Genomic DNA, 19,949 nt, shown 5'->3' with positions numbered 1-19,949 from the left:
GGAAATCAGATAATGAGTGAAGCTCAAGTTGTAATGGTTGATGGCAATAAAGATTTGCCTTTGCATTGCCCAACCAATAAAACCCCTAGCTGGAATTCGCATCCACGTGTATTTCTTGATGTAGCAAAAACGGGTGACGCTAAGTGTCCTTACTGCGGCACTGAGTACAAACTCACTCCCGGTACCGAGCCCCACGGGCACTAAGCCTAGCAGCACCCCCAAGTGGGGTGCTGTGTCGGGATACCTCATATGAATCGTATTCTGATCATCGCCCCCAACTGGATTGGTGATGCTGTGATGTCCCAGCCACTACTGGCGTATCTCAAAGCAATTTACCCGCAGTCACAGATTGATGTTTTAGCAAGCCCTTGGGTTGCACCGATTTATCGTGCCTGCTCAGAAGTTCATCAAGTCATTGAAGCGCGACTAGAGCACAAACAATTGCAATGGGGCTTACGTAAGCAACTAGCAAAGCAACTTGAATTAAATCAATACACCACCTGCTTTGTTCTACCCAATAGCTTGAAGTCTGCCCTCATTCCTTGGCTTGCTAATATTCCATTTCGAATTGGCTATCGCGGTGAGATGCGCTTTGGGCTTATTAATCTTGCTCTAGATAATCCGAGCAAAGTGAATCGTCCACCGATGGCGAATCATTACCTTGCACTTGCTAAATCGCTGGAGCACTCACAAGTGATTGATGCCAGCAAGCCTGCAGATCCTAGGCTCAATATCCTACCTGCAGCCAAAGAATCAATCTGTGCTAAGTTAAGAGCCGCAGAAATTAGCGAAAATTTAATTTATGTACTTTGCCCAGGCGCTGAGTATGGCGCAACAAAACGCTGGCCTGCCGATCACTTCGCCTCTCTTGCACAGCAGTTAATCGCCCATGAGCCAGATGCTCATGTGATTCTTTTGGGTGGTAAGGGCGATCACGACTTAGGTGAGAGCATTAGGACCGAGGCAAAGAATGACTTGCAAATACACAACTGGTGCGGCCAAACTTCACTAGACGAAGCGATTGCACTTATTGGGGTGAGCAAGGCGCTGGTCAGCAATGACTCGGGCTTAATGCATATTGGTGCTGCATTAAAAGTTCCGCAGGTCGCCATTTTTGGCTCAAGTGATCCACATCACACCCCACCACTATCCGAAAAAGCTAAAGTACTTTGGCTCAATCTACCTTGCAGCCCCTGCCATGAAAGAGAGTGCCCATTAGGTCACCTTAAATGCTTAAAAGATATTTTGCCCATCACCGTATTAGGCGCCATTCAAACACCCCATTAATTTTGTAGCGCTATACATCACCAGAAAGTACGCCATGTCAAAACTAGCCAGACTTTTTCATAATGCCGATGACGTGGTGGATGCTTGGCGTGAGGCCTTAAAAAATCGTGATGTCAAAGGGGCTTTGGCAATCTGGCTAGATGATGATTCGATTACTTGCGTCCTTCCAGAAGGCCAGCGCCTTAGCGGTCATGTAGAAATTCGGGACGGTCTAGAGCGCCTCTTAGCCAAGCAAGCTCTTTTTTTGGAGCCGATTGCCTGCATAAGTCACTCTGTTTTAGGGGCCGCGGTTTACGACACCACTGAGGCTGTCCACATCCGACCCGATCAAATTGAAGCAGCATTCTTTCTCAATATCACCTTAGTTCTTCTGCAAGATAGTCAAGGCTGGCGGATTGCACATCTTCATGCTAGCCACTCCACCGAGGATACGTTTGATGCGCCCTCAACTCCACATGGATTGCATTAACTAGCAATGCCATATAGATTGATGTCTTATGGATGAGCAAGTTCTTCGATCACTAATCAAGTGGCCAAATGTCCCTCACTGCTTTGGCTGGCTGGCTCTTGATCGTCGCGGTCAATGGCGTATGCGTGATGAATTTGCCCAAGCCAATCAACTAGCTGGGAGCGTAATTCAGCACGTAGCCTTGAATGAGTTTATCTCCAGAAATTATGCGCACGACTCTTTGGGTAGATATTTTTTCCAGAATGGGCCACAACGAGTTTTTGTTACGCTAGATGCCACGCCATTCATTGCTAGAATCTTTCCGATCGAAAGTGGTCTTCAGCTATTAACCCAAGGCGGCACAGAGATAAAACCGCAGGGAGCACTGAGTGATGAAAAAGGAAACATTTATATCACCGGGTTATTTCAACAATCACTCTCTGATCAAATTGATGGGGCAGCATTTACTAAAACAGAATCTTTATCCGTCGCGCTATTACATGATCATGATTTAGATCTATTCTCAGATCAGTCAAAAGTGATGGAGGATGCATGTAGCTTTAGAGGCTCCTGGCAATGGAAAGGTAATCAACTGCTGATTGAACCTATTCACTCTAATGAATTAGCCAATCGCTTTAATTTCGCTAAAGTACCAAAAAATTAATTAGCTAGGCATATTTTTGCCCTGCTCCTTCAATTCTTCTTGATATTGCTTCTGCATTTCACGAAGACGTGCATCAATGCTAGAAGCCTGATAGAAATCTGCGCCACCAGAAGATCTAGCAATCTTGAGTTGCTCAATCGCTGATGGCCATGCACCCTCAAGCGCATATTTTTCTCCAAGGGCGTAATGGCGCATCGCTATATTCTTTGCCTGATCATAGGCATTAGATAACATGGTCCACCACACCAACTCATTGGGCTGCACTCTAGTGCGCGCCTTTAACCAGGCAATGGCGTCATTGGTACGACCTAGTTTCAGATACGCATTCATCATCGCTGCTCCAGCAGCATAGGATTGTGGGAAAGCTTTTAAAGTGGCTTGGGCGATTTGCAAAGCCTCATCACCCTTTCCTCTAGCCAATGCTAACTCGGAAGTAGTAATGTCTAAAGACAGACTTTGTCGCAGTATGGGTGATCCTGGCGCGCTAACGCTATTGGCTAGGTTGCGTGCTTGTTGCAAATAGCTTGAAGCTTGATCGAATTTACCCTGCTTTAGAGCAACCAGTGCAAGTCCATAAAAACCTTCTATCTGCTTTCCAGGGACTGATTGTTTACTCAAACCTTCAAAGGTATTTTTTAAATCGTACATCTGACTAGAGCTTCCAGATTGCTCCATGCGAGCACGTGCTTTGATGAAATAAAACTCCACTGCCGTAGGCACATTTCTGCTGGCGATATTTCGAGCACGATCTTGCATATCCGCAATACGATCAGTGGTTAATGGATGGGTACGCACATAAGATGGCACTCCACTATCCATAATTCCTGTCGCCTTTTGTAGCCGCTGGAAAAAGCCTGGAGCACCATTGACGTCATAGCCACTCGCTGCCAGAATCTGAAAGCCGATACGATCAGCCTCGCGCTCAGCATCTCTTGAGTAGGAGAGCTGATTATTAATAGCAACTGCCTGACCACCCTGCATGAGACCAGATGCTGCGCCTGGATTACGTGAGGCAGCTAAGGCACCTAGCAATATGCCAGCGAGGGCAATCATTGTGTTGGTGGTTTGTTTGTCCATCTGACGAGCCAAGTGGCGCTGTAAAACGTGACCTGTCTCATGACCCATAACAGAAGCTACTTCCGAATCTGTTTCAGCACTAACTAGCAATCCCGTATGAAAACCAATAAATCCACCGGGCAATGCAAATGCGTTAATGCTACTGTCTTTAACAGCAAACACTTCAAAGTTATAAGCACCACTACCCTGCTCATTGGCACCGCCCAATTGCAGACGTTTTGCGGCCTGCAATAAGCGTCGCTCCATATCATTTAAATAGTCATAGATCGGTAAATCATTTGAATAATCCGGATCTGGACGGATCTGGCGCATGATCATTTCGCCATACTTTTTCTCATCCATGCGACTCAAGCTATCGCCACCAGGGTCACCCATATCCGGGAGCACAAAACTGGGTTGGCTAAGAGGCGCATTGCGTGATGGCAGATTGGAGGAGCGAGCATCAGGCGACTGGACCGCTCTACCCAAATTTTGCAAGGCGGCAGACTCACCCTGTACCGATACATCCCCAGTGCTCGAAGAAGGCGCAGGGCCAGCCGCATAGACGAAACCAGCACTTGGCCAAGCCAAACTCAGAATGAGCTGAGTAGCCAAAATTCGTCTAAAAATCGATATACCCCTTGATGTCTTTATGACTTGCATCCCTATATGGTAAAACTTATCCCATGAACAAACTAACTCATTTTGATACAAGCGGCCAAGCCCATATGGTCAATGTTGGTGATAAGCCCAATACCCATCGGATTGCCGTTGCTACAGGCAAGATCACCATGCTGCCAGCAACCTTTGGCATGATTGAGGCGGGCACCCATAAAAAAGGAGATGTTTTAGGCATCGCCCGAATAGCTGGTATTCAGGCATCTAAGAAGACATCGGACTTGATTCCCCTTTGTCACCCGCTAGCCCTAACGCACGTGAGTCTAGAATTTGTCCTAAGTAATGAAACCAGCACTATTACCTGCCAAGTGAGAGCCGAAACAACTGGTCCCACTGGCGTGGAAATGGAAGCCCTCACTGCAGTACAGGTGGCCCTACTCACAATCTACGATATGGCCAAAGCTGTTGATAGGGGAATGGTGATGGGAGATGTCCATCTTCTGGAGAAGAGTGGCGGTAAGTCTGGAGAATGGAAGGCCTAATAGACAAACTTCATCATGCAAATAATTAAGCCGCCCTAGGGTGGCTTAATTTCTCATGAAGCACTAATCATTGCGTTACTTCGTAATGCGGCACTCTGAAGGCAATAGTTGAGGCAAGAGATTTGTCTCAATGGAACGACAAGACCACCCACCCGCCCAAGTCGATCCCTCTGGCTTGGATAAATCGATTGTTCTTGGAGCATTAGCATCAGGGTTATTTGTTGGGATGAGATGCAAAGTATTTTTATTATCGGGTGCTACATTATTTTGAAAGTCAATGGCAATTGCTCCAGATGGTGTGATTTCAATTAACTTCACGCTGCGGGTTGGCACAAAAGTAAACGAGCCCTGTGTTGCATCATCCATCGGCACAGCACCTCTGCTGGCAAAAGCTTCTGTCACAGCAAGCTTTGCACTTGAGGAGAGATTCATGCCCTCTACGATGCGACTGCGAGCAATGTAATCTTGATATTGAGGAACGGCTACTGCCACTAGAATACCGATGATGGCAACCACCACCATCACCTCAATCAAGGTAAATCCAGACTCTTGTTGCTGATCTTGCGTAGACATATTCATTAGCTCCTGAGGGTTAAATGCCTCATCATCCAGTCTATACCCAACACATTCAAGATGTCCAAATGTAAGAAAAAGCCGGCTTTGAAGGCCGGCTTTTCTGATTAATACGAAAGAAAAATTAATGCGCTTCTTTAGCCGCGTTCTTTTTCTTGAAATAGGTGCCAACCAAAATCACAATCGCTATACCAACCACTTCAAAGCCTAGTTTCGCATCACCTAGCGCAGCCTGAATGCTATCTTTGATCGCAGGATCGTCGACCAACATGCCGCCAGCCAAGAAACCTAAAAGCCCTGCACCAATAGTGATAATGATTGGGAAACGCTCCATTACCTTTAGCAACATAGCGCTGCCAAAAATAATCAATGGAATAGACATTGCCAAACCAATAATTAAGAGCAAGAGTCGAGTTTCTTCAGGGCCTTTTTGAGCTGCTGCTGCAACGGCTAGAACGTTATCTAAGCTCATCACTAAGTCAGCGATCAAAATCGTACGAATGGCCGCCCAAATACTGGTCTTGGCTTCCATATGCTCTTCACCGCCACTATCGGATAACAACTGAATACCAATATAGAGCAATAGCAAGCCACCTATGATTTTTAAATATGGCAGCGTTAATAGAGCAACCGCAGTAATCGTTAGAACAACGCGCAAGATGATGGCTGCGGCACTACCCCAAAAGATTGCCTTTTTTTGCTGGGCAGGTGGTAGATTGCGTGATGCCAGCGCGATTACCACTGCGTTATCCCCAGACAGCAAAATATTCGCCACGATGATTGAAAGTAATGCCGCCCAAAAGGCTGCATCTGAAAATGCTGAATAATCCATGATGTCTCCGTACTTTTATTTTTAGTTTTAACTACAAGATCCTACAAAATTCATGCCGACGAATCGGCATGAATCTTTGATTACAACATAGCTTTAAGTAATGCAGCCATTTCTGATGGATTTCTTGTTACCTTAAAGCCACATTCTTCCATCACAGCAAGCTTTGCATCCGCCGTATCCGCACCACCAGAAATCAATGCACCTGCATGGCCCATACGTTTTCCAGGAGGCGCTGTTACACCGGCGATAAAGCCAACAATCGGTTTCTTCATGTTGGCCTTGCACCAGCGTGCTGCTTCAGCTTCATCTGGACCACCGATTTCGCCGATCATGATAACTGCATCTGTATCTGGATCTTCGTTGAACATGCGCATTACATCAATATGCTTTAAGCCATTGATTGGGTCGCCACCAATACCTACTGCAGTGGACTGCCCTAAACCGATCGCTGTCAATTGACCAACTGCTTCATACGTCAAAGTACCTGAACGACTTACTACACCAATACGACCCTTTTTATGAATATGGCCAGGCATGATGCCGATTTTGATTTCATCTGGAGTAATGATGCCAGGGCAATTTGGGCCAAGTAATAAAGTCTTCTTACCTCCGGCAGCTTCTTTTGCATGCATCTTGTTGCGCACTTCCAGCATGTCCTTGACTGGAATGCCCTCAGTAATGCAGATCACAAAATCAAGGTCGGCTTCAACGGCTTCCCAAATGGCAGCAGCAGCACCAGGGGGCGGAACATAAATAACCGAAGTAGTTGCACCAGTTTGCTGAGCAGCTTCTCTTACAGTTCCATAAATTGGAATATTGAAAATAGACTCGCCTGCTTTTTTAGGATTAACGCCAGCAACAAAACAGTTTTTACCGTTTGCGTATTCCTGGCACTTTTCTGTATGAAATTGGCCAGTCTTACCAGTAATACCTTGAGTAATTACTTTAGTATTTTTATTTACCAAAATAGACATATTGATTTCCTTGGTTATTTATTTTTCGCAACAGCAGCAACTACCTTAGTAGCAGCTTCTGCCATTGAATCGGCGCTAATGATTGGTAAACCAGAGTCTGCAAGAATCTTCTTGCCTAGCTCCTCATTGGTACCCTTCATACGCACGACCAAAGGTACAGTCAAGTTCACTGCCTTACACGCTGTAACCACACCATCAGCAATCACGTCGCAACGCATAATGCCGCCGAAAATATTTACCAAGATTGCCTCAACGCTCTTGTTCTTGAGCATGATCTTGAAGGCTTCTGTTACCTTCTCTGCAGTTGCGCCACCACCAACGTCCAAGAAGTTTGCTGGCTCGCCGCCAAACAACTTAATGGTATCCATTGTTGCCATTGCTAAACCTGCACCATTCACTAAGCAGCCAATATTGCCATCAAGTGAAATGTAGGCTAAGTCAAACTTAGAAGCCTCGATCTCGGCCGCATCTTCTTCATCAATATCGCGATAAGCCACAATTTCTGGATGACGATACAAAGCATTTGGATCAAAATTGAATTTAGCGTCAAGCGCCTTGATCTTGCCATTGCCTTCAAGAATTAATGGATTGATTTCCACCAATGAAGCATCAGTTTCCCAATAGGTTTTATACAAGTTTTTAAACACGTCACTTGCCATTGGAATTGAAGCATCGGGAACACCAATACCTTTCGCAATAATCTGACAGTCAGCATCAGTCAAACCAATCAATGGATCAACAAACACTTTAATAATTTTTTCTGGATGAGATTCTGCAACCTCTTCAATATCCATACCACCTTCACTAGAAGCCATGATGACATTCTTCTGTGTGCCTCGGTCAGTAACGATACTGAAGTAGTACTCTTTTTTAATGTCTGCACCGTCTTCAATTAAGAGACGATTGACTTTTTGACCTTCTGGGCCTGTTTGATGGGTTTTCAACTGCATACCCAAAATTTCAGAAGCGTATTTTTTCACTTCGTCCATGCTGCGAGCCAACTTCACACCACCACCTTTACCGCGACCACCTGCATGAATTTGTGCCTTAACAACCCATACTGGACCACCAAGCTTTTCGGCAGCTTTAATTGCCTCATCAACATTAAATGCAGGGATGCCGTTTGGAACAGGCACATTAAATTGGTGCAGTAATTCTTTCCCTTGGTACTCGTGAATTTTCATTATTACTCCCGAAACGGTATCTTTTTAAGCAAGCGATGAGGATTAGCAAAACCGAATTAACCGTATCCACCTATTTGAGTCAACGGTAGCGGTTTAGCTGACTCCGTAAGTCTATCATGCTGCAATGCGGCAACATGGCCTATTTGCTCCGTAATTGCCCTAGTCTGGACGCCCAGCCACTACCTTAGAGACTACGGCTGAGCTAAAGCCCTTGGAGGCTAGGAAACGATATTGACGAGCCCGCTCCTTCTGCTCTGTTGGTAGAGCTCCAAATTTACGCAACCACAATTCGTAAGCGCGCTGGTATTCAGTCTCTTTTAAGGTCTTTAAAAGCGCTACAGTCTTTGAGCTATCCACCCCTGCCTGTGTGAGCTCATCTTGTATTTTTCTAGTGCCAAAGCGCTCGCTACGACGTCTAACAAGGGCTTCTGCAAAGCGCTCATCAGATAACCAACCACGAGCCTCAAAATCATCCAAGACAGCCTCAATCTGAGAAGTCAGGGAGTTGGTTGGTGCAATCTCCTCAGAATCCTCCCCGACAGTCTTAAGCTTCAACATCCTTGCTGCTGACTCTTCAAGCTTTGCTGCAAGCCCCTTGCGGCTGTACTCGCGCATGGATAAAAGGCGCAAAGCCCGAGCTTTGAGACTCGGGCTTTGTTTTTTCTTTTTTTGAACGGTGCTACCTAGCTCTGACATCGAAGAATTACGCTTCCTCTTCTTCGCTTAAAACATCGCTAACTATTGCTGTGCCAGTCTTTACTCCCAATTTCGCACGAATCTTGGCCTCAATATCTTGGGCAATGGCTGGATTCTCTTTCAAGAACTCACGCACATTGTCTTTTCCTTGACCAATGCGATCACCGTTATAGGCATACCAAGAGCCTGATTTTTCAACGATATCAGCCTCAACACCCATATCAATAATTTCACCCTCTCGAGAAATTCCAGCGCCGTACATGATGTCAAAGATTGCTTCGCGGAATGGTGGAGATACTTTGTTCTTAACCACTTTCACGCGAGTCTCATTACCAACAATTTCATCACCTTTCTTGATACTGCCGATACGACGAATATCTAAACGCATAGAAGCGTAGAACTTCAGTGCATTACCACCTGTTGTAGTTTCAGGTGAACCAAACATCACGCCAATTTTCATACGGATCTGGTTGATGAAGATGACGGTTGTATTAGTGCGCTTGATCGCACCAGTCAACTTACGCAATGCTTGACTCATCAGACGGGCTTGGAGGCCGGGCAATGAATCACCCATATCGCCCTCGATCTCCGCCCTTGGAACTAAGGCCGCTACAGAGTCAATGACGATTAAATCGATAGAGCCCGAACGCACTAATGCATCTGCAATTTCCAATGCTTGCTCGCCAGTATCTGGTTGTGAGATCAAGAGATTATTAACATCTACACCTAAGCGTGAAGCGTACTGAACATCTAAAGCATGCTCCGCATCAATAAAGGCGCAAGTTCCACCAATCTTTTGCATCTCTGCAATCGCATGCAAAGTCAGAGTAGTCTTACCTGAAGATTCTGGGCCGTAAATCTCAATAACACGTCCACGCGCCAAACCACCAACTCCCAGTGCAATATCCAAGCCCAGTGAGCCACTAGAAACTACCTGAATATCTTGATGAATCTCTGCATCGCCCAATCTCATGATTGAGCCCTTACCAAATTGCTTCTCAATTTGCGCTAAGGCCGCAGTAAGCGCCTTTTGCTTGTCTCCGCTCATACCGTCAAATTCGGATGAGGCTGATTTTCTCTTATCGTCCAAGGCCATGTTTAATCCCTTTTCACTGTTTGTTAGGCTGTTTTTCGAGTTTTTTGTGTTTTTTGTTAGCATGCAAATCACTGTATATAAAAACAGTACTATTTGCAAGCATCTTTTAAAAAGAATTTACTGATTTTTAATTAGGCTTGCACTGACATGACGGCTATGCCAATGGAAAAATAGCGGCATAGCAACACCCCATACGATTGCCAAAAGGGCGAGCCCCCCCAGTTGCCCATCTGGCCTCCAAGAGCCTGCTCCCATACGAATACCCGCCTCATAGGACATTGGACCCGCTATTGCCCCTAAGATGGCCCCCAACCATGGCCTGCCACGTAACCAGGATAAGGATCCATTAACAGTACTGGCTACCAATGCCCATAGGGTCCACATCCAAAATGGGGATAAATAGGCGCTAGGCCAAGCATCTTTAAAGTATAGAAAGCCTAGATTGGCTATAAGTGTGTCCGCACTCACTCCAAATATAACTGCCTTAAATACAAGCTTTAGCTCTAGCTTTGAATGCTCCGAGCGCCAAATATGTATCGCAAGATATAAAAGGGTGCCAATGACAGGCCATAAAACCTGCTCATTGGCTGCACCAATAATGCAAGCAAACCAACCCGCCTGAAATAGGATGAAATTCCAAAATTTAGCCATATTTCATTTTATCCATCAAAGAGAAAGAGAAAGGTCAGCCCCAATATCTAACGATATTTCAAATTGATGGGCTAGCACCTAACTCAGATAAAGCGGAAAGCGATGATGGCGATGATAGTGGGGGGTAGTGCATATAGAAACAAGTAAAGCGGACTAATTGCACCTTCCTCAAAGCTGGGCTTCAGGATGGAGAAGCCTGCGGGATTGGGGGCATTAGCAATAACGGTTAAACCGCCACCAGTGAGAGCGCCAGAAACTAATGAGTACTTAAATTCATCAGAGAGCCCATCAACCAGCGATCCTAAATAGGTAAGCGCAGCATTATCAGTTATTGCAGTAAGGACGGTAGCGCCGTAATAAACCGAAGTTGAATCTAAATTGACCAAGAGAGATTGCAACCACCATTTTTGTTGCCCACCTAGAACAACAAGACCCGCCAAGAAAAATGCTACTAATAAACTTTCACGAATAATCAACTTATTTTGATAGCGTGCATAGGCTGCGGTGTACCCCACGAAAAACAAGAATAAGCCCATGAATAAAACTGAATGGTGAACTGAGATCACTACTCCAACTAAAAATGCTAAATGGATTGTAATGACGCCGAAAGGAATCGCATCAATTTTTTTCTCGTTGGGTTCGATTCTAAAAGCATTTAATTCTTTAAAGAAGATTAATACGAGCAAGGCAGAATTGGTTGCAACTGCCAGTGCAGAGCGCCAGCCAAAGTTTTGCAACATAAACCCAAGATCCCAATTCCAAGTGGACGCAACCATCAATATGGGAGGAGCTGCATAGGGCGTTAATGCGCCGCCAATGGAAATATTCACAAACAATACCGCCAGCGCTGCATACATGAGCTTAGGGGAAATCTGCTTTGAGAAATAATAATTGCGCAGCAGCAAAGCAGCTACTGTCATGGCAGCAGGCTCGGTAATAAATGAACCAAGCAAGGGTACTAGAGTGAGCGTGACCCACAAAAATCCAACCGATTTCTTGACAGGCAGTAAAGCTGTCACACGCAATACTAAAAAAAGACAAAACTCTAAAACCGGTTTACTCGCCGCAATGATCATGATCACAAAGACAAATAGCGGTTCGGTAAAGTTCAGCTTATCAAGGTAAGCGATCGTCGCATCATGTCCAGAGTAGACAAAAAAGAATGACACCAACACCATCGCCCAAAAACCAAATACCACCTCAACCTCACCAAGTAAATGCCAAATACCAGAATGATTTGGATATCTATGTGCTAGACCCTCAAAAAACTTGGTTGAAAAAGTATGTAGTACCGCCACTGCAAAAATAGCACTACTGACAATATTGATAATGGTTGGATTCATACCAATAAGTATAAAGATGAAATCTACATTATTTGAGACTCTAATTTGTTTGATGTGCAATAAAAAACCCGCTCCGAAGAGCGGGTCTATAAAGCCTCGGGGATAAACCCGAGAATCAATCTGACAACTTAACTAGCTTGTGTATTGATGTCTCCACGCAATGTTGGATAACGAACGTGATCAATCAAATCTTGAATATCTTTACGTGGGGCTGGGGTTACCAAGCTCACCAAGAAAATCAATGCAAAGCCAAGCGGTATACCAAAGACACCAGCTGAAATTGGCGCAATTCCATACCAAAGTTCAATCGGTGATGTGACACCAAATATGCCACGCAACCAAGGCTGAGTCATGACCATGTAGTAGAAGGTCAAACCTAAGCCGCCGACCATGCCAATACATGCACCTGCTTTTGTAGCGCGCTTCCAGAAAATACCGAGGGTAAGTGCTGGGAAGAACGCTGCGCCAGCAAAGGAGAACGCTGCGCCCACTAAGAACAAGATGTCAGCCGGTTTCTGCGCAGCCACATATGCGGCTGCCAGAGCTACAACCAACAATAGTGCTTTAGAAATCAAAACACGTTTGCTAGCTGGGGCATTTGGGTTGATCATTTTGTAGTAAAGGTCATGTGACAAGGCGTTTGCAATGGTCAGCAACAATCCATCCGCTGTTGACAGCGCTGCCGCCAAACCACCAGCAGCAACCATGCCTGAGATCACGTATGGCAAACCACCAATTTCGGGGGTTGCCAGAACAATGATGTCACCACCAATGGTCATTTCAGCCAGCTGGAAAATACCATCTTTATTGATATCAGCTACTGATAATAAAGTGGCATCAACCTTATTCCATTGCGCGATCCAGGCTGGCAGTTGATCAAATGGCGTTCCCACCAACATCGTAAAGATCTCATACTTAACCAACACTGCCAAAGCAGGTGCAGTGAAGTAAAGCAAGAAGATGAAGAACAAGGACCATGTCACAGACTCACGTGCTTGCTTTACCGACGGGGTCGTGTAAAAGCGCATCAGAATGTGTGGCAATGCCGCTGTACCCACCATCAAACAGAAGATCAATGCTAAGAAATTACGACGTGAGGTATCAAATGCCGTGCGTGCTTTCTCATCACCTTCGGGATCACCCGCAAACTGCTGAGCATGGCGTGGCATATTAGCAAGCGGCTTAGAGCGATTCTCTGCTCCAGTTTTGCCCGCTGTCCAAGCTTTTTTAGCTGCTTCAGCATCCTTTGGAACAGCAGCTAGCGCTTTTTCAGCAGCAGCCAACTCTTCCGCGGGAGCATTTGCAGCTTTTAAATCAGCCACTTTTGTCTCAGCAGCTGCTTTATCAGCAGCCAGCGCAGCAGGAACGTCTTTTAATTTTTCACCAAAAGCATCAGCACGTGCTTTGAAAATCGCGCGCACTTCTAACTCTTTTGGATCTTTAATTAATTCTGCTTCTTTTGCAGTTACTTTTTCCAACTGGTATCCATAGACAGCCTGTGGAATTGGATTATTCGTTTGCTTAACTGATAACCAAACCACTGGAATCATGTAAGCAATGATCAAGATGATGTACTGGGCTACTTGTGTCCAAGTAACAGCACGCATACCACCCAAGAACGAACATACCAAAATGCCAGCCAAACCTAAGAAAATACCCACTTCAAATGGCACACCAGCTAAACGGGTTGTAATCAAACCAACACCATAAATCTGCGCAACCACATATGTGAAGGAGCATAAAATCGCCGCAAAAATTCCGATAAAGCGTGGAAGATTACCGTCATAGCGCGCGCCCAAAAAGTCTGGGATCGTGAACTGACCGAATTTACGAAGATAAGGGGCTAAGAACAAAGCCACTAAACAGTAACCGCCTGTCCAACCCATAATGAAGGCTAAACCACCGTAACCGGTTAAGTACAAAGTACCTGCCATACCGATAAAGGACGCAGCTGACATCCAGTCAGCACCCGTTGCCATACCGTTATAGATCGCAGGAACGCGACGTCCAGCTACATAGTATTCAGCAGCATCATTGGTTCGACTCATTACACCAATGCCGGCATAAAGCAAAACGGTTGCGCCCAAAAAGACGTAACCAATCATTGCACGGCTTAAGCCCATTTGCTCTGCAATAGCTAAAGCAATAACGAAGGCAATAAAGCCGCCTGTGTACAAAGCATAAACTTTGTTTAGCGCCTTTCTAAAATCGGCATTAGTTCCGCCGCCTCCAAACATACTTCCATCACCACTAGGTGTCATTCCGGCCATGATTATTCCTCCTCCACTTCAGCGCAATCGTATTCTTTATCAAGATTGTTCATGTAATGCGCATAGTAGGCAATAATTAGAACGTAAACCACCAATGCTCCCTGTGCACCCACCCAAAAGCTAAACGGCCAGCCAAAAAAGGTGAAATTCAGGTCGCGCGCAGCATATCCCACAACAAAGGTCACAACAAACCAGATGGCTAACAATAATGCTGTCATCCTCAGGTTTTTCTGCCAATATTGCTTATGCGATTCTGTTAATTGCATAACAGTGTCTCCTCAAGTTAATAAATTACTTCTAAAACAGTTGCCTACTACTAAAAACCACTAAGCAGCCAAACCGGTTTCCCGCTCTAGCTGCTTAGCAAATTTAGGTTCAAACTCTTTTAAATGGCGAATAATTTTGGTCGCCTCATCAGGCTGATTGCGCTCAACGTAAACCCGCGCAAGTTGATACCAAGCGTAAGGGCTCATTGGTTGAAGTTGAGTATTCTTCTTGAGGGCTTTGATCGCTTCATCAAAGCGTTGTAATTGAATTAGAACCAAGCCAAGACCATACCAAGCTTGATCTAACTTTTCATTAATTTTGAGGGCTTGCCGAAAGCTGTGTTCGGCATCCTGAATTTGACCGACCTCCTCTTGCAAAAAGCCGAGGTTATACCAAGTGGCTGCCGTGGCATCAGGGGACAATATGAGCCGCTTGTAATCAACAATCGCCCCTTCTTTGTCACCGCACTCAGTTTTTAGAAAGGCGAGGCTGTTAATGGCATAAGCATCATTTGGAAACAGCTTGAGCATTTCTTCAAATACTTCCATTGCCTGATTTTTCATACCAAGCACAATCATTGCGGTGGCACGCCACTTCAAAATATGCCAAGGGAGAGGGCGTCTTTTTACTGACATGCTTCAATTCCAATCGTGAGGCAATGTTCAATCTTTGCTATGGTCACAGCCATATAAAGAACACCGACAATACAAAATGCCACAAATGGGATTTGGCTATCCACAATTTGCTTTGGCGAAACAAAGCGTGCGATTACTGTCCATGGTTTGTTTACCATGCCGATGAGCTGATAAAACAAATTGGTATCCCTGCCTTGACCAGCGATAACATAAAGCAAGCCTTGACCAGCTAGGCTAAGCCCGCCAATATATAAAAGCAATTGAGCAATGTTTAAAGATAAAAGCACAAAGATTTCCTAAGGTTTTATTCCTACTAATGAATCGGATTATGTTAAATTTGTACTATTTGATATATCGGTGCTTTCCCGTATTAAAACCCCTACACAATCAAAGGTTTATGGGGTGCTTTTATAGCGTGGAATCCAGTTGGCTTGCTGGGCAATTCTCCTTAAATTAGCAAATGAACTACCTTTTTCGTTAGATAAGGTCATTGGCGCATCAAACGCTCTGCAGTAGCAAATGTATCAATCGCAGCTTGATAGCGGACAGCCTACTCAATTCTAAAAAGTTCTAGTCGATCATCAAGCGACTAAATTTTAGGGTTTAGCCTAGTAATTCTGGCAAGTAATGCGATGTCCAGCCATTCATTGTGCAGATGTTTAAGGCCAAACGAGGAATGGGTGCTAATAAGCATGGCTTCATCAAAGGCAGCATGAAATGCCAGTAATGGATAGTTGCCTTCCAAACGCCGAAATTCTTCTAAAACCTTAACTGCCGGCTTACTGTCGCTGCACTTAATATTTTTTGTCATCCGAGTACTACCTGACAGATGAACATGACTTTTGCTGAGGACCTGTTTTGATTGAAACAGGCTTAGAGGACTGTAAATATCTGCGCTTAGGCGTCCATGCTTTGCAAGCGCTTAGGAATATGGTGGCGATTCAGGGATTCGAACCCCGGACCTGTGGATTATGATTCCATCGCTCTAACCAACTGAGCTAAATCGCCGAAGGTGAGATTTTATCTTATTTGGCGCGAAGCTGAACTTTTTTTAGAACTTCCTTAAGAAAGATCCACAGGGCTGGTAGGCCTGGAATGATGATCATTGCTAAGGCAACTAAGGAAAAATTGCTTTTTACCCAGGCATTGTCACCAATAAAGAAACCAAGACTTGTCAAACTGCAGACCCACAGAATGCCGCCAGCGATATTATAAAAAGCGAACACGGGATAGCGCATGTGAGCAACCCCAGCCACAAATGGGGCAAAAGTTCGAATAAAGGGCATAAAACGCCCCAAAACAATCGTCACTGGACCATATTTTTCATAAAAGGCATGCGCCTTATCAAATGCATTGCGATTAAACCAACGTGAGCTTTCCCAAGAAAAGACCCGGTTGCCGATATAACGTCCAATTGAATAGTTCAGAGCATCGCCAATGACCGCTGCAAAAGTCAACAAAGCCATCAGCATCCACAAATCTAAACCACCCACTGCAGCTATAGCGCCAGCTACAAATAATAGAGAGTCCCCAGGTAAAAAGGGCATCACGACAAAGCCTGTCTCTACAAAAATAATGGCAAAAAGCAGGGCGTATATCCAGACACCCCACTCATTAGCTACCAGAGCTAAATTTTTATCGAGGTTAAGAAATAGATCTAAAAGATAAGAGAAGTCCAAAGGGATCCCGAGTATTAAAAGTAATAGACCCTAGTTTACCTATTGCAGCATCGGTATATTAGCTACAGGCACTAGTAAGAAACATTAGATTACCGAATTTGGAAAGTGTTCAAGCTCTCCTCGCGGTTATAGCGTACGAAAACTTCAATTTTCTTGGCTAAAAAAAGTTTCTTCAAGACCTCATCTTTGTTTTCAAAAGTGATTGCCGTTTGCTCTGGGAAGCGCGAAAAAGGATCACTCATCACCTCAATGGATTGCCCATCTACTTTAATCAGCCGAATAGTACGCTTATATAGGCGATCAGATTGAATGAAAATCAGGCGCTTGACATACTTATCTAAAACCAGCTTTTGCCCCTGATCGTTGGTTTTAAAGTAATAAACCAACTCATCTTTACCATTGGTAGTAACGTCACGCTCTTCATCCCACTTAGCAAATGCTGTCTGGCTAGTAAGCGTCAAAAGAATTGCTACCATTAATAATCTATACAGAGGCATCATTTACTTTCTTAATTCATTTCATCTTATCAGCCAAAGCACTTATGCGACTTCTCTCCATAGCCTCCGGCAAAGTGATGCCACTGTTTGGATCTCATCACCCAAACTATTCAACGGTAGCCTCAGCTATCAATAAACAGTCCATCAGTAATCTTGATACCCCCACCCCCATTGAAATCACCCGACTAGGCGTAGCAGGAGATGAGCAAGCTGATCTGTCAGTGCATGGTGGCATTGAAAAAGCGATTTACGTCTATCCAATCGAGCACTATGCTTTTTGGAACGAACTACTTTCTCGAGAAACTAAAAAATCCGTCAATCTCCCATTAGGTGCTCTGGGTGAAAACTTCACGATTGAAGGCTTACTAGAAACTGAGATATTTGTTGGGGATGAAATGCAAATTAGCACTCTTCAATTTACTGTAGTCAAGCTACGCGAACCCTGCTTTAAGTTCAATGCCAAGATGAAATACAAGGGTGCAGCCAAAGCGATGTTGCAATCAGGCTTTAGTGGATGGTACCTGCGGGTGAATCAAACTGGTGCACTTGCAGCGGGTGATGCCATTTCAGTAGTGCCGGGTCAAAGACTGATATCTATTTCGGATCAGAATCAAGCCCTCTTTAATCGCGGTAATCAAAAAGATCTATGGGATTAATTGCTGTAATGTATTTTTGGCAATAAAAAAACCCGACCACAAAGTGGTCGGGTTTAGTTTTTTGAAACAGGCTAATAAAACTTAGTCTTTAGCGTAGATATCTACGTCTTTAGTTTCTTTTACAAACAATACACCGATTACCAATGTCATCGCAGCGATGATGATTGGGTACCAGAGACCGTAGTAAATGTTACCGTTTTGCGCTACCAAGGCGAAGGAGATCGTTGGCAACAAGCCACCAAACCAACCGTTACCAATGTGGTATGGCAAGGACATCGAGGTGTAGCGAATGCGAGTTGGGAACATCTCAACTAACATCGCCGCGATTGGGCCATAAACCATGGTTACCAAGATCACCAAAACTACTAAGAGAGCAAGAACTGCAGGGTAGTTGATTGCAGCAGGATCAGCCTTTGCAGGATAACCAGCAGCATTCAATGCCTCGCGAATTGCTTTCTTGAACTCAGCATCTTTTGCTTTCGCATCAGCTGGAGCCAAACCTTTAGCAGAGTAGCCTTGGATATCTGTATCGCCAATCTTCACAACTGCAGTACCACCGGCTGGGCCAGGGATAGTTGTGTAGCTTGCAGAGTTAGAAGCCATAACCTGCTTTGCAATATCGCAAGAACTTGTGAACTTCGCAGTACCTGTTGGGTTGAACTGGAAAGTACATTCGTTCACATCAGCAGTAATGCTTGCTGGTGAAGTTGCCATTGCCTTTTCCAATGCTGGGTTAGCAAAGTGGGTTAAGCCGTTAAACAAAGAAACTGGTGTGTTCGGGATATACAAAATGATGGCAAACAACAAGCCAGCCATGATGATTACCTTACGACCAATCCTGTCAGATAAGCTACCGAATACTACGAAGAATGGTGTACCGATTACCAAAGAAGCAGCAATCAACAAGTTCGCAGCCTTAGGGTCAACCTTCAACACTTGGGTGAGGTAGAACAAAGCATAGAACTGACCTGTGTACCAAACTACTGCCTGACCTGCAACCAGACCAAACAATGCCAAGATAACGATCTTCAAGTTTTTCCATTGACCAAATGACTCTGTCAAAGGCGCCTTAGACAGCTTACCTTCATCTTTCATCTTCTTGAAAGCTGGTGACTCATTCATGGACAAACGAATCCATACAGAGATCGCCAACAATGCGATAGAAGCGATGAAAGGAATACGCCAGCCCCAAACGTCAAAGTTAGCGCCTGTGAATTCACGTGTGAACAAAATCACGAGCAAGGACAAGAACAAGCCAAGAGTAGCTGTTGTCTGAATCCATGATGTGTACGCACCACGCTTACCGTGAGGAGCATGCTCAGCAACGTAAGTTGCAGCACCGCCGTACTCACCGCCCAATGCTAGACCTTGAAGCATGCGTAACGCGATCAAGATCACAGGGGCAGCAACACCGATACTGGCGTAGTTCGGCAGAATACCCACGATGAATGTTGCACCACCCATCAAGAGAATCGTCACCAAGAAGGTGTATTTACGGCCAATCAAATCACCTAAGCGACCGAATACCAAAGCGCCGAATGGGCGAACGATAAAGCCGGCAGCAAACGCAAGCAATGCAAAAATGAAGGCAGAACCTGCATCTAGGCCTGAGAAGAATTGCTTGGCGATAACGGCAGCCAGTGAACCGTAAAGATAAAAGTCGTACCACTCAAAAACCGTACCTAAAGAGGAAGCAAAAATAACTTTGCGTTCTTCAGCGGTCATTGGGGCTGCTTTAGTTGATGTTGACATCAGTAGCTCCTAACTATTTCATTAAAAAAATACAACCACCGATTATCACTTGAAAAAAGCTAAAGAAATCCGCCAGTTAGGGTAATTCCCCACTAAATTATCTTGGGGTTTTCCCCATAAATGTGTATTTGTTGCAACGCATTTGCTGCATTATCTAGCAAGGGTCTTGCACCAAGATAATGCAAGCAGCCCAATTTAGGTGCAAATCTCAATGAGCGCCCGATGGTAT

Annotated in this window: 23 protein-coding genes and 1 tRNA gene; 6 read left to right on the top strand and 18 right to left on the bottom strand. The window is 44.8% G+C overall.

What is annotated here, in order from left to right; genetic code table 11:
* Positions 1-12 precede the first annotated feature (12 nt).
* The 4 genes from ICN26_RS05830 to ICN26_RS05815 are packed head-to-tail and all read left to right on the top strand — an operon-like array spanning position 13 to position 2,399.
* Positions 13-204 (top strand): zinc-finger domain-containing protein, encoded by a 192-nt coding sequence (locus ICN26_RS05830; protein WP_082091923.1) that lies wholly within the window; start codon positions 13-15, stop codon positions 202-204.
* 45 nt (positions 205-249) lie between these two features.
* Entirely contained in the window at positions 250-1,287 is a 1,038-nt protein-coding gene (gene waaF, locus ICN26_RS05825; RefSeq protein ID WP_216267506.1) for a lipopolysaccharide heptosyltransferase II, read from the top strand.
* 34 nt (positions 1,288-1,321) lie between these two features.
* Positions 1,322-1,756, top strand: coding sequence for a nuclear transport factor 2 family protein (locus tag ICN26_RS05820; protein ID WP_216267505.1), 435 nt, complete (start codon positions 1,322-1,324; stop codon positions 1,754-1,756).
* A 28-nt stretch (positions 1,757-1,784) separates the two neighbouring features.
* Positions 1,785-2,399 (top strand): DUF2946 family protein, encoded by a 615-nt coding sequence (locus ICN26_RS05815; protein WP_216267504.1) that lies wholly within the window; start codon positions 1,785-1,787, stop codon positions 2,397-2,399.
* Here ICN26_RS05815 and ICN26_RS05810 read toward each other — a convergent pair whose 3' ends face one another.
* On the bottom strand, positions 2,400-4,070 hold the full coding sequence (locus tag ICN26_RS05810) for a M48 family metalloprotease (RefSeq protein ID WP_255534390.1): 1,671 nt from the start codon (positions 4,068-4,070) through the stop codon (positions 2,400-2,402).
* Positions 4,071-4,141: 71 nt separating this feature from the next.
* On the opposite strand from ICN26_RS05810, the gene moaC reads away from it, so the two are divergent.
* Positions 4,142-4,615 (top strand): cyclic pyranopterin monophosphate synthase MoaC, encoded by a 474-nt coding sequence (gene moaC / locus ICN26_RS05805; RefSeq protein WP_216267502.1) that lies wholly within the window; start codon positions 4,142-4,144, stop codon positions 4,613-4,615.
* A 75-nt stretch (positions 4,616-4,690) separates the two neighbouring features.
* Here moaC and ICN26_RS05800 read toward each other — a convergent pair whose 3' ends face one another.
* The 16 genes from ICN26_RS05800 to ICN26_RS05725 all read right to left on the bottom strand — a co-directional run bounded on the left by ICN26_RS05800 (position 4,691) and on the right by ICN26_RS05725 (position 17,315).
* The gene (locus tag ICN26_RS05800) at positions 4,691-5,188 is read right to left on the bottom strand and encodes a pilin (protein ID WP_304610412.1); all 498 of its coding nucleotides are present in this window, start codon (positions 5,186-5,188) and stop codon (positions 4,691-4,693) included.
* Positions 5,189-5,312: 124 nt separating this feature from the next.
* Positions 5,313-6,020, bottom strand: coding sequence for a TerC family protein (locus ICN26_RS05795; protein ID WP_216267500.1), 708 nt, complete (start codon positions 6,018-6,020; stop codon positions 5,313-5,315).
* Between the two features lie 80 nt (positions 6,021-6,100).
* The gene (sucD, locus tag ICN26_RS05790; RefSeq protein ID WP_216267499.1) at positions 6,101-6,994 is read right to left on the bottom strand and encodes a succinate--CoA ligase subunit alpha; all 894 of its coding nucleotides are present in this window, start codon (positions 6,992-6,994) and stop codon (positions 6,101-6,103) included.
* A gap of 14 nt (positions 6,995-7,008) precedes the next feature.
* The gene (gene sucC, locus ICN26_RS05785) at positions 7,009-8,178 is read right to left on the bottom strand and encodes an ADP-forming succinate--CoA ligase subunit beta (RefSeq protein WP_216267498.1); all 1,170 of its coding nucleotides are present in this window, start codon (positions 8,176-8,178) and stop codon (positions 7,009-7,011) included.
* A 159-nt stretch (positions 8,179-8,337) separates the two neighbouring features.
* Positions 8,338-8,874, bottom strand: a complete 537-nt coding sequence (locus ICN26_RS05780) for a RecX family transcriptional regulator (protein ID WP_216267497.1) — start codon at positions 8,872-8,874, stop codon at positions 8,338-8,340.
* A 7-nt stretch (positions 8,875-8,881) separates the two neighbouring features.
* Positions 8,882-9,970 carry a recombinase RecA gene (gene recA, locus ICN26_RS05775; protein WP_216267496.1) on the bottom strand — a complete coding sequence of 363 codons (1,089 nt, stop codon included), beginning with the start codon at positions 9,968-9,970 and terminating at the stop codon, positions 8,882-8,884.
* Between the two features lie 117 nt (positions 9,971-10,087).
* Positions 10,088-10,621, bottom strand: coding sequence for a DUF2878 domain-containing protein (locus ICN26_RS05770; protein ID WP_216267495.1), 534 nt, complete (start codon positions 10,619-10,621; stop codon positions 10,088-10,090).
* A gap of 83 nt (positions 10,622-10,704) precedes the next feature.
* Positions 10,705-11,964 carry a putative Na+/H+ antiporter gene (locus ICN26_RS05765; protein ID WP_216267494.1) on the bottom strand — a complete coding sequence of 420 codons (1,260 nt, stop codon included), beginning with the start codon at positions 11,962-11,964 and terminating at the stop codon, positions 10,705-10,707.
* Positions 11,965-12,092: 128 nt separating this feature from the next.
* A complete protein-coding gene (locus tag ICN26_RS05760; RefSeq protein WP_216267493.1) occupies positions 12,093-14,234 on the bottom strand; it encodes a sodium:solute symporter family protein in 2,142 nt (713 codons plus the stop codon).
* 2 nt (positions 14,235-14,236) lie between these two features.
* Complete coding sequence (locus tag ICN26_RS05755) at positions 14,237-14,500, bottom strand: DUF4212 domain-containing protein (RefSeq protein WP_216267492.1); 264 nt, start codon at positions 14,498-14,500, stop codon at positions 14,237-14,239.
* Positions 14,501-14,560: 60 nt separating this feature from the next.
* Entirely contained in the window at positions 14,561-15,136 is a 576-nt protein-coding gene (locus tag ICN26_RS05750; RefSeq protein ID WP_216267491.1) for a tetratricopeptide repeat protein, read from the bottom strand.
* A complete protein-coding gene (locus ICN26_RS05745) occupies positions 15,127-15,423 on the bottom strand; it encodes a hypothetical protein (protein ID WP_216267490.1) in 297 nt (98 codons plus the stop codon). The genes ICN26_RS05750 and ICN26_RS05745 overlap by 10 nt, the downstream gene beginning before the upstream one ends.
* A 302-nt stretch (positions 15,424-15,725) precedes the next feature.
* Complete coding sequence (locus tag ICN26_RS05740) at positions 15,726-15,947, bottom strand: 3'-5' exonuclease family protein (RefSeq protein ID WP_216267489.1); 222 nt, start codon at positions 15,945-15,947, stop codon at positions 15,726-15,728.
* Positions 15,948-16,067: 120 nt separating this feature from the next.
* Positions 16,068-16,144 (bottom strand) — tRNA-Met (locus tag ICN26_RS05735).
* A gap of 17 nt (positions 16,145-16,161) precedes the next feature.
* Positions 16,162-16,815 (bottom strand): VTT domain-containing protein, encoded by a 654-nt coding sequence (locus ICN26_RS05730; RefSeq protein WP_216267488.1) that lies wholly within the window; start codon positions 16,813-16,815, stop codon positions 16,162-16,164.
* An 89-nt stretch (positions 16,816-16,904) separates the two neighbouring features.
* A complete protein-coding gene (locus ICN26_RS05725) occupies positions 16,905-17,315 on the bottom strand; it encodes a hypothetical protein (protein WP_216267487.1) in 411 nt (136 codons plus the stop codon).
* A 41-nt stretch (positions 17,316-17,356) separates the two neighbouring features.
* On the opposite strand from ICN26_RS05725, the gene ICN26_RS05720 reads away from it, so the two are divergent.
* Positions 17,357-17,968, top strand: coding sequence for an MOSC domain-containing protein (locus ICN26_RS05720; protein ID WP_216267486.1), 612 nt, complete (start codon positions 17,357-17,359; stop codon positions 17,966-17,968).
* An 81-nt stretch (positions 17,969-18,049) separates the two neighbouring features.
* Here ICN26_RS05720 and ICN26_RS05715 read toward each other — a convergent pair whose 3' ends face one another.
* Entirely contained in the window at positions 18,050-19,720 is a 1,671-nt protein-coding gene (locus ICN26_RS05715) for an MFS transporter (protein WP_216267485.1), read from the bottom strand.
* Positions 19,721-19,949 lie beyond the last annotated feature (229 nt).

This window comes from Polynucleobacter hallstattensis, assembly GCF_018881835.1.
GTDB lineage: Bacteria > Pseudomonadota > Gammaproteobacteria > Burkholderiales > Burkholderiaceae > Polynucleobacter > Polynucleobacter hallstattensis.
This window is presented reverse-complemented; position numbering and strand designations above follow the sequence as displayed.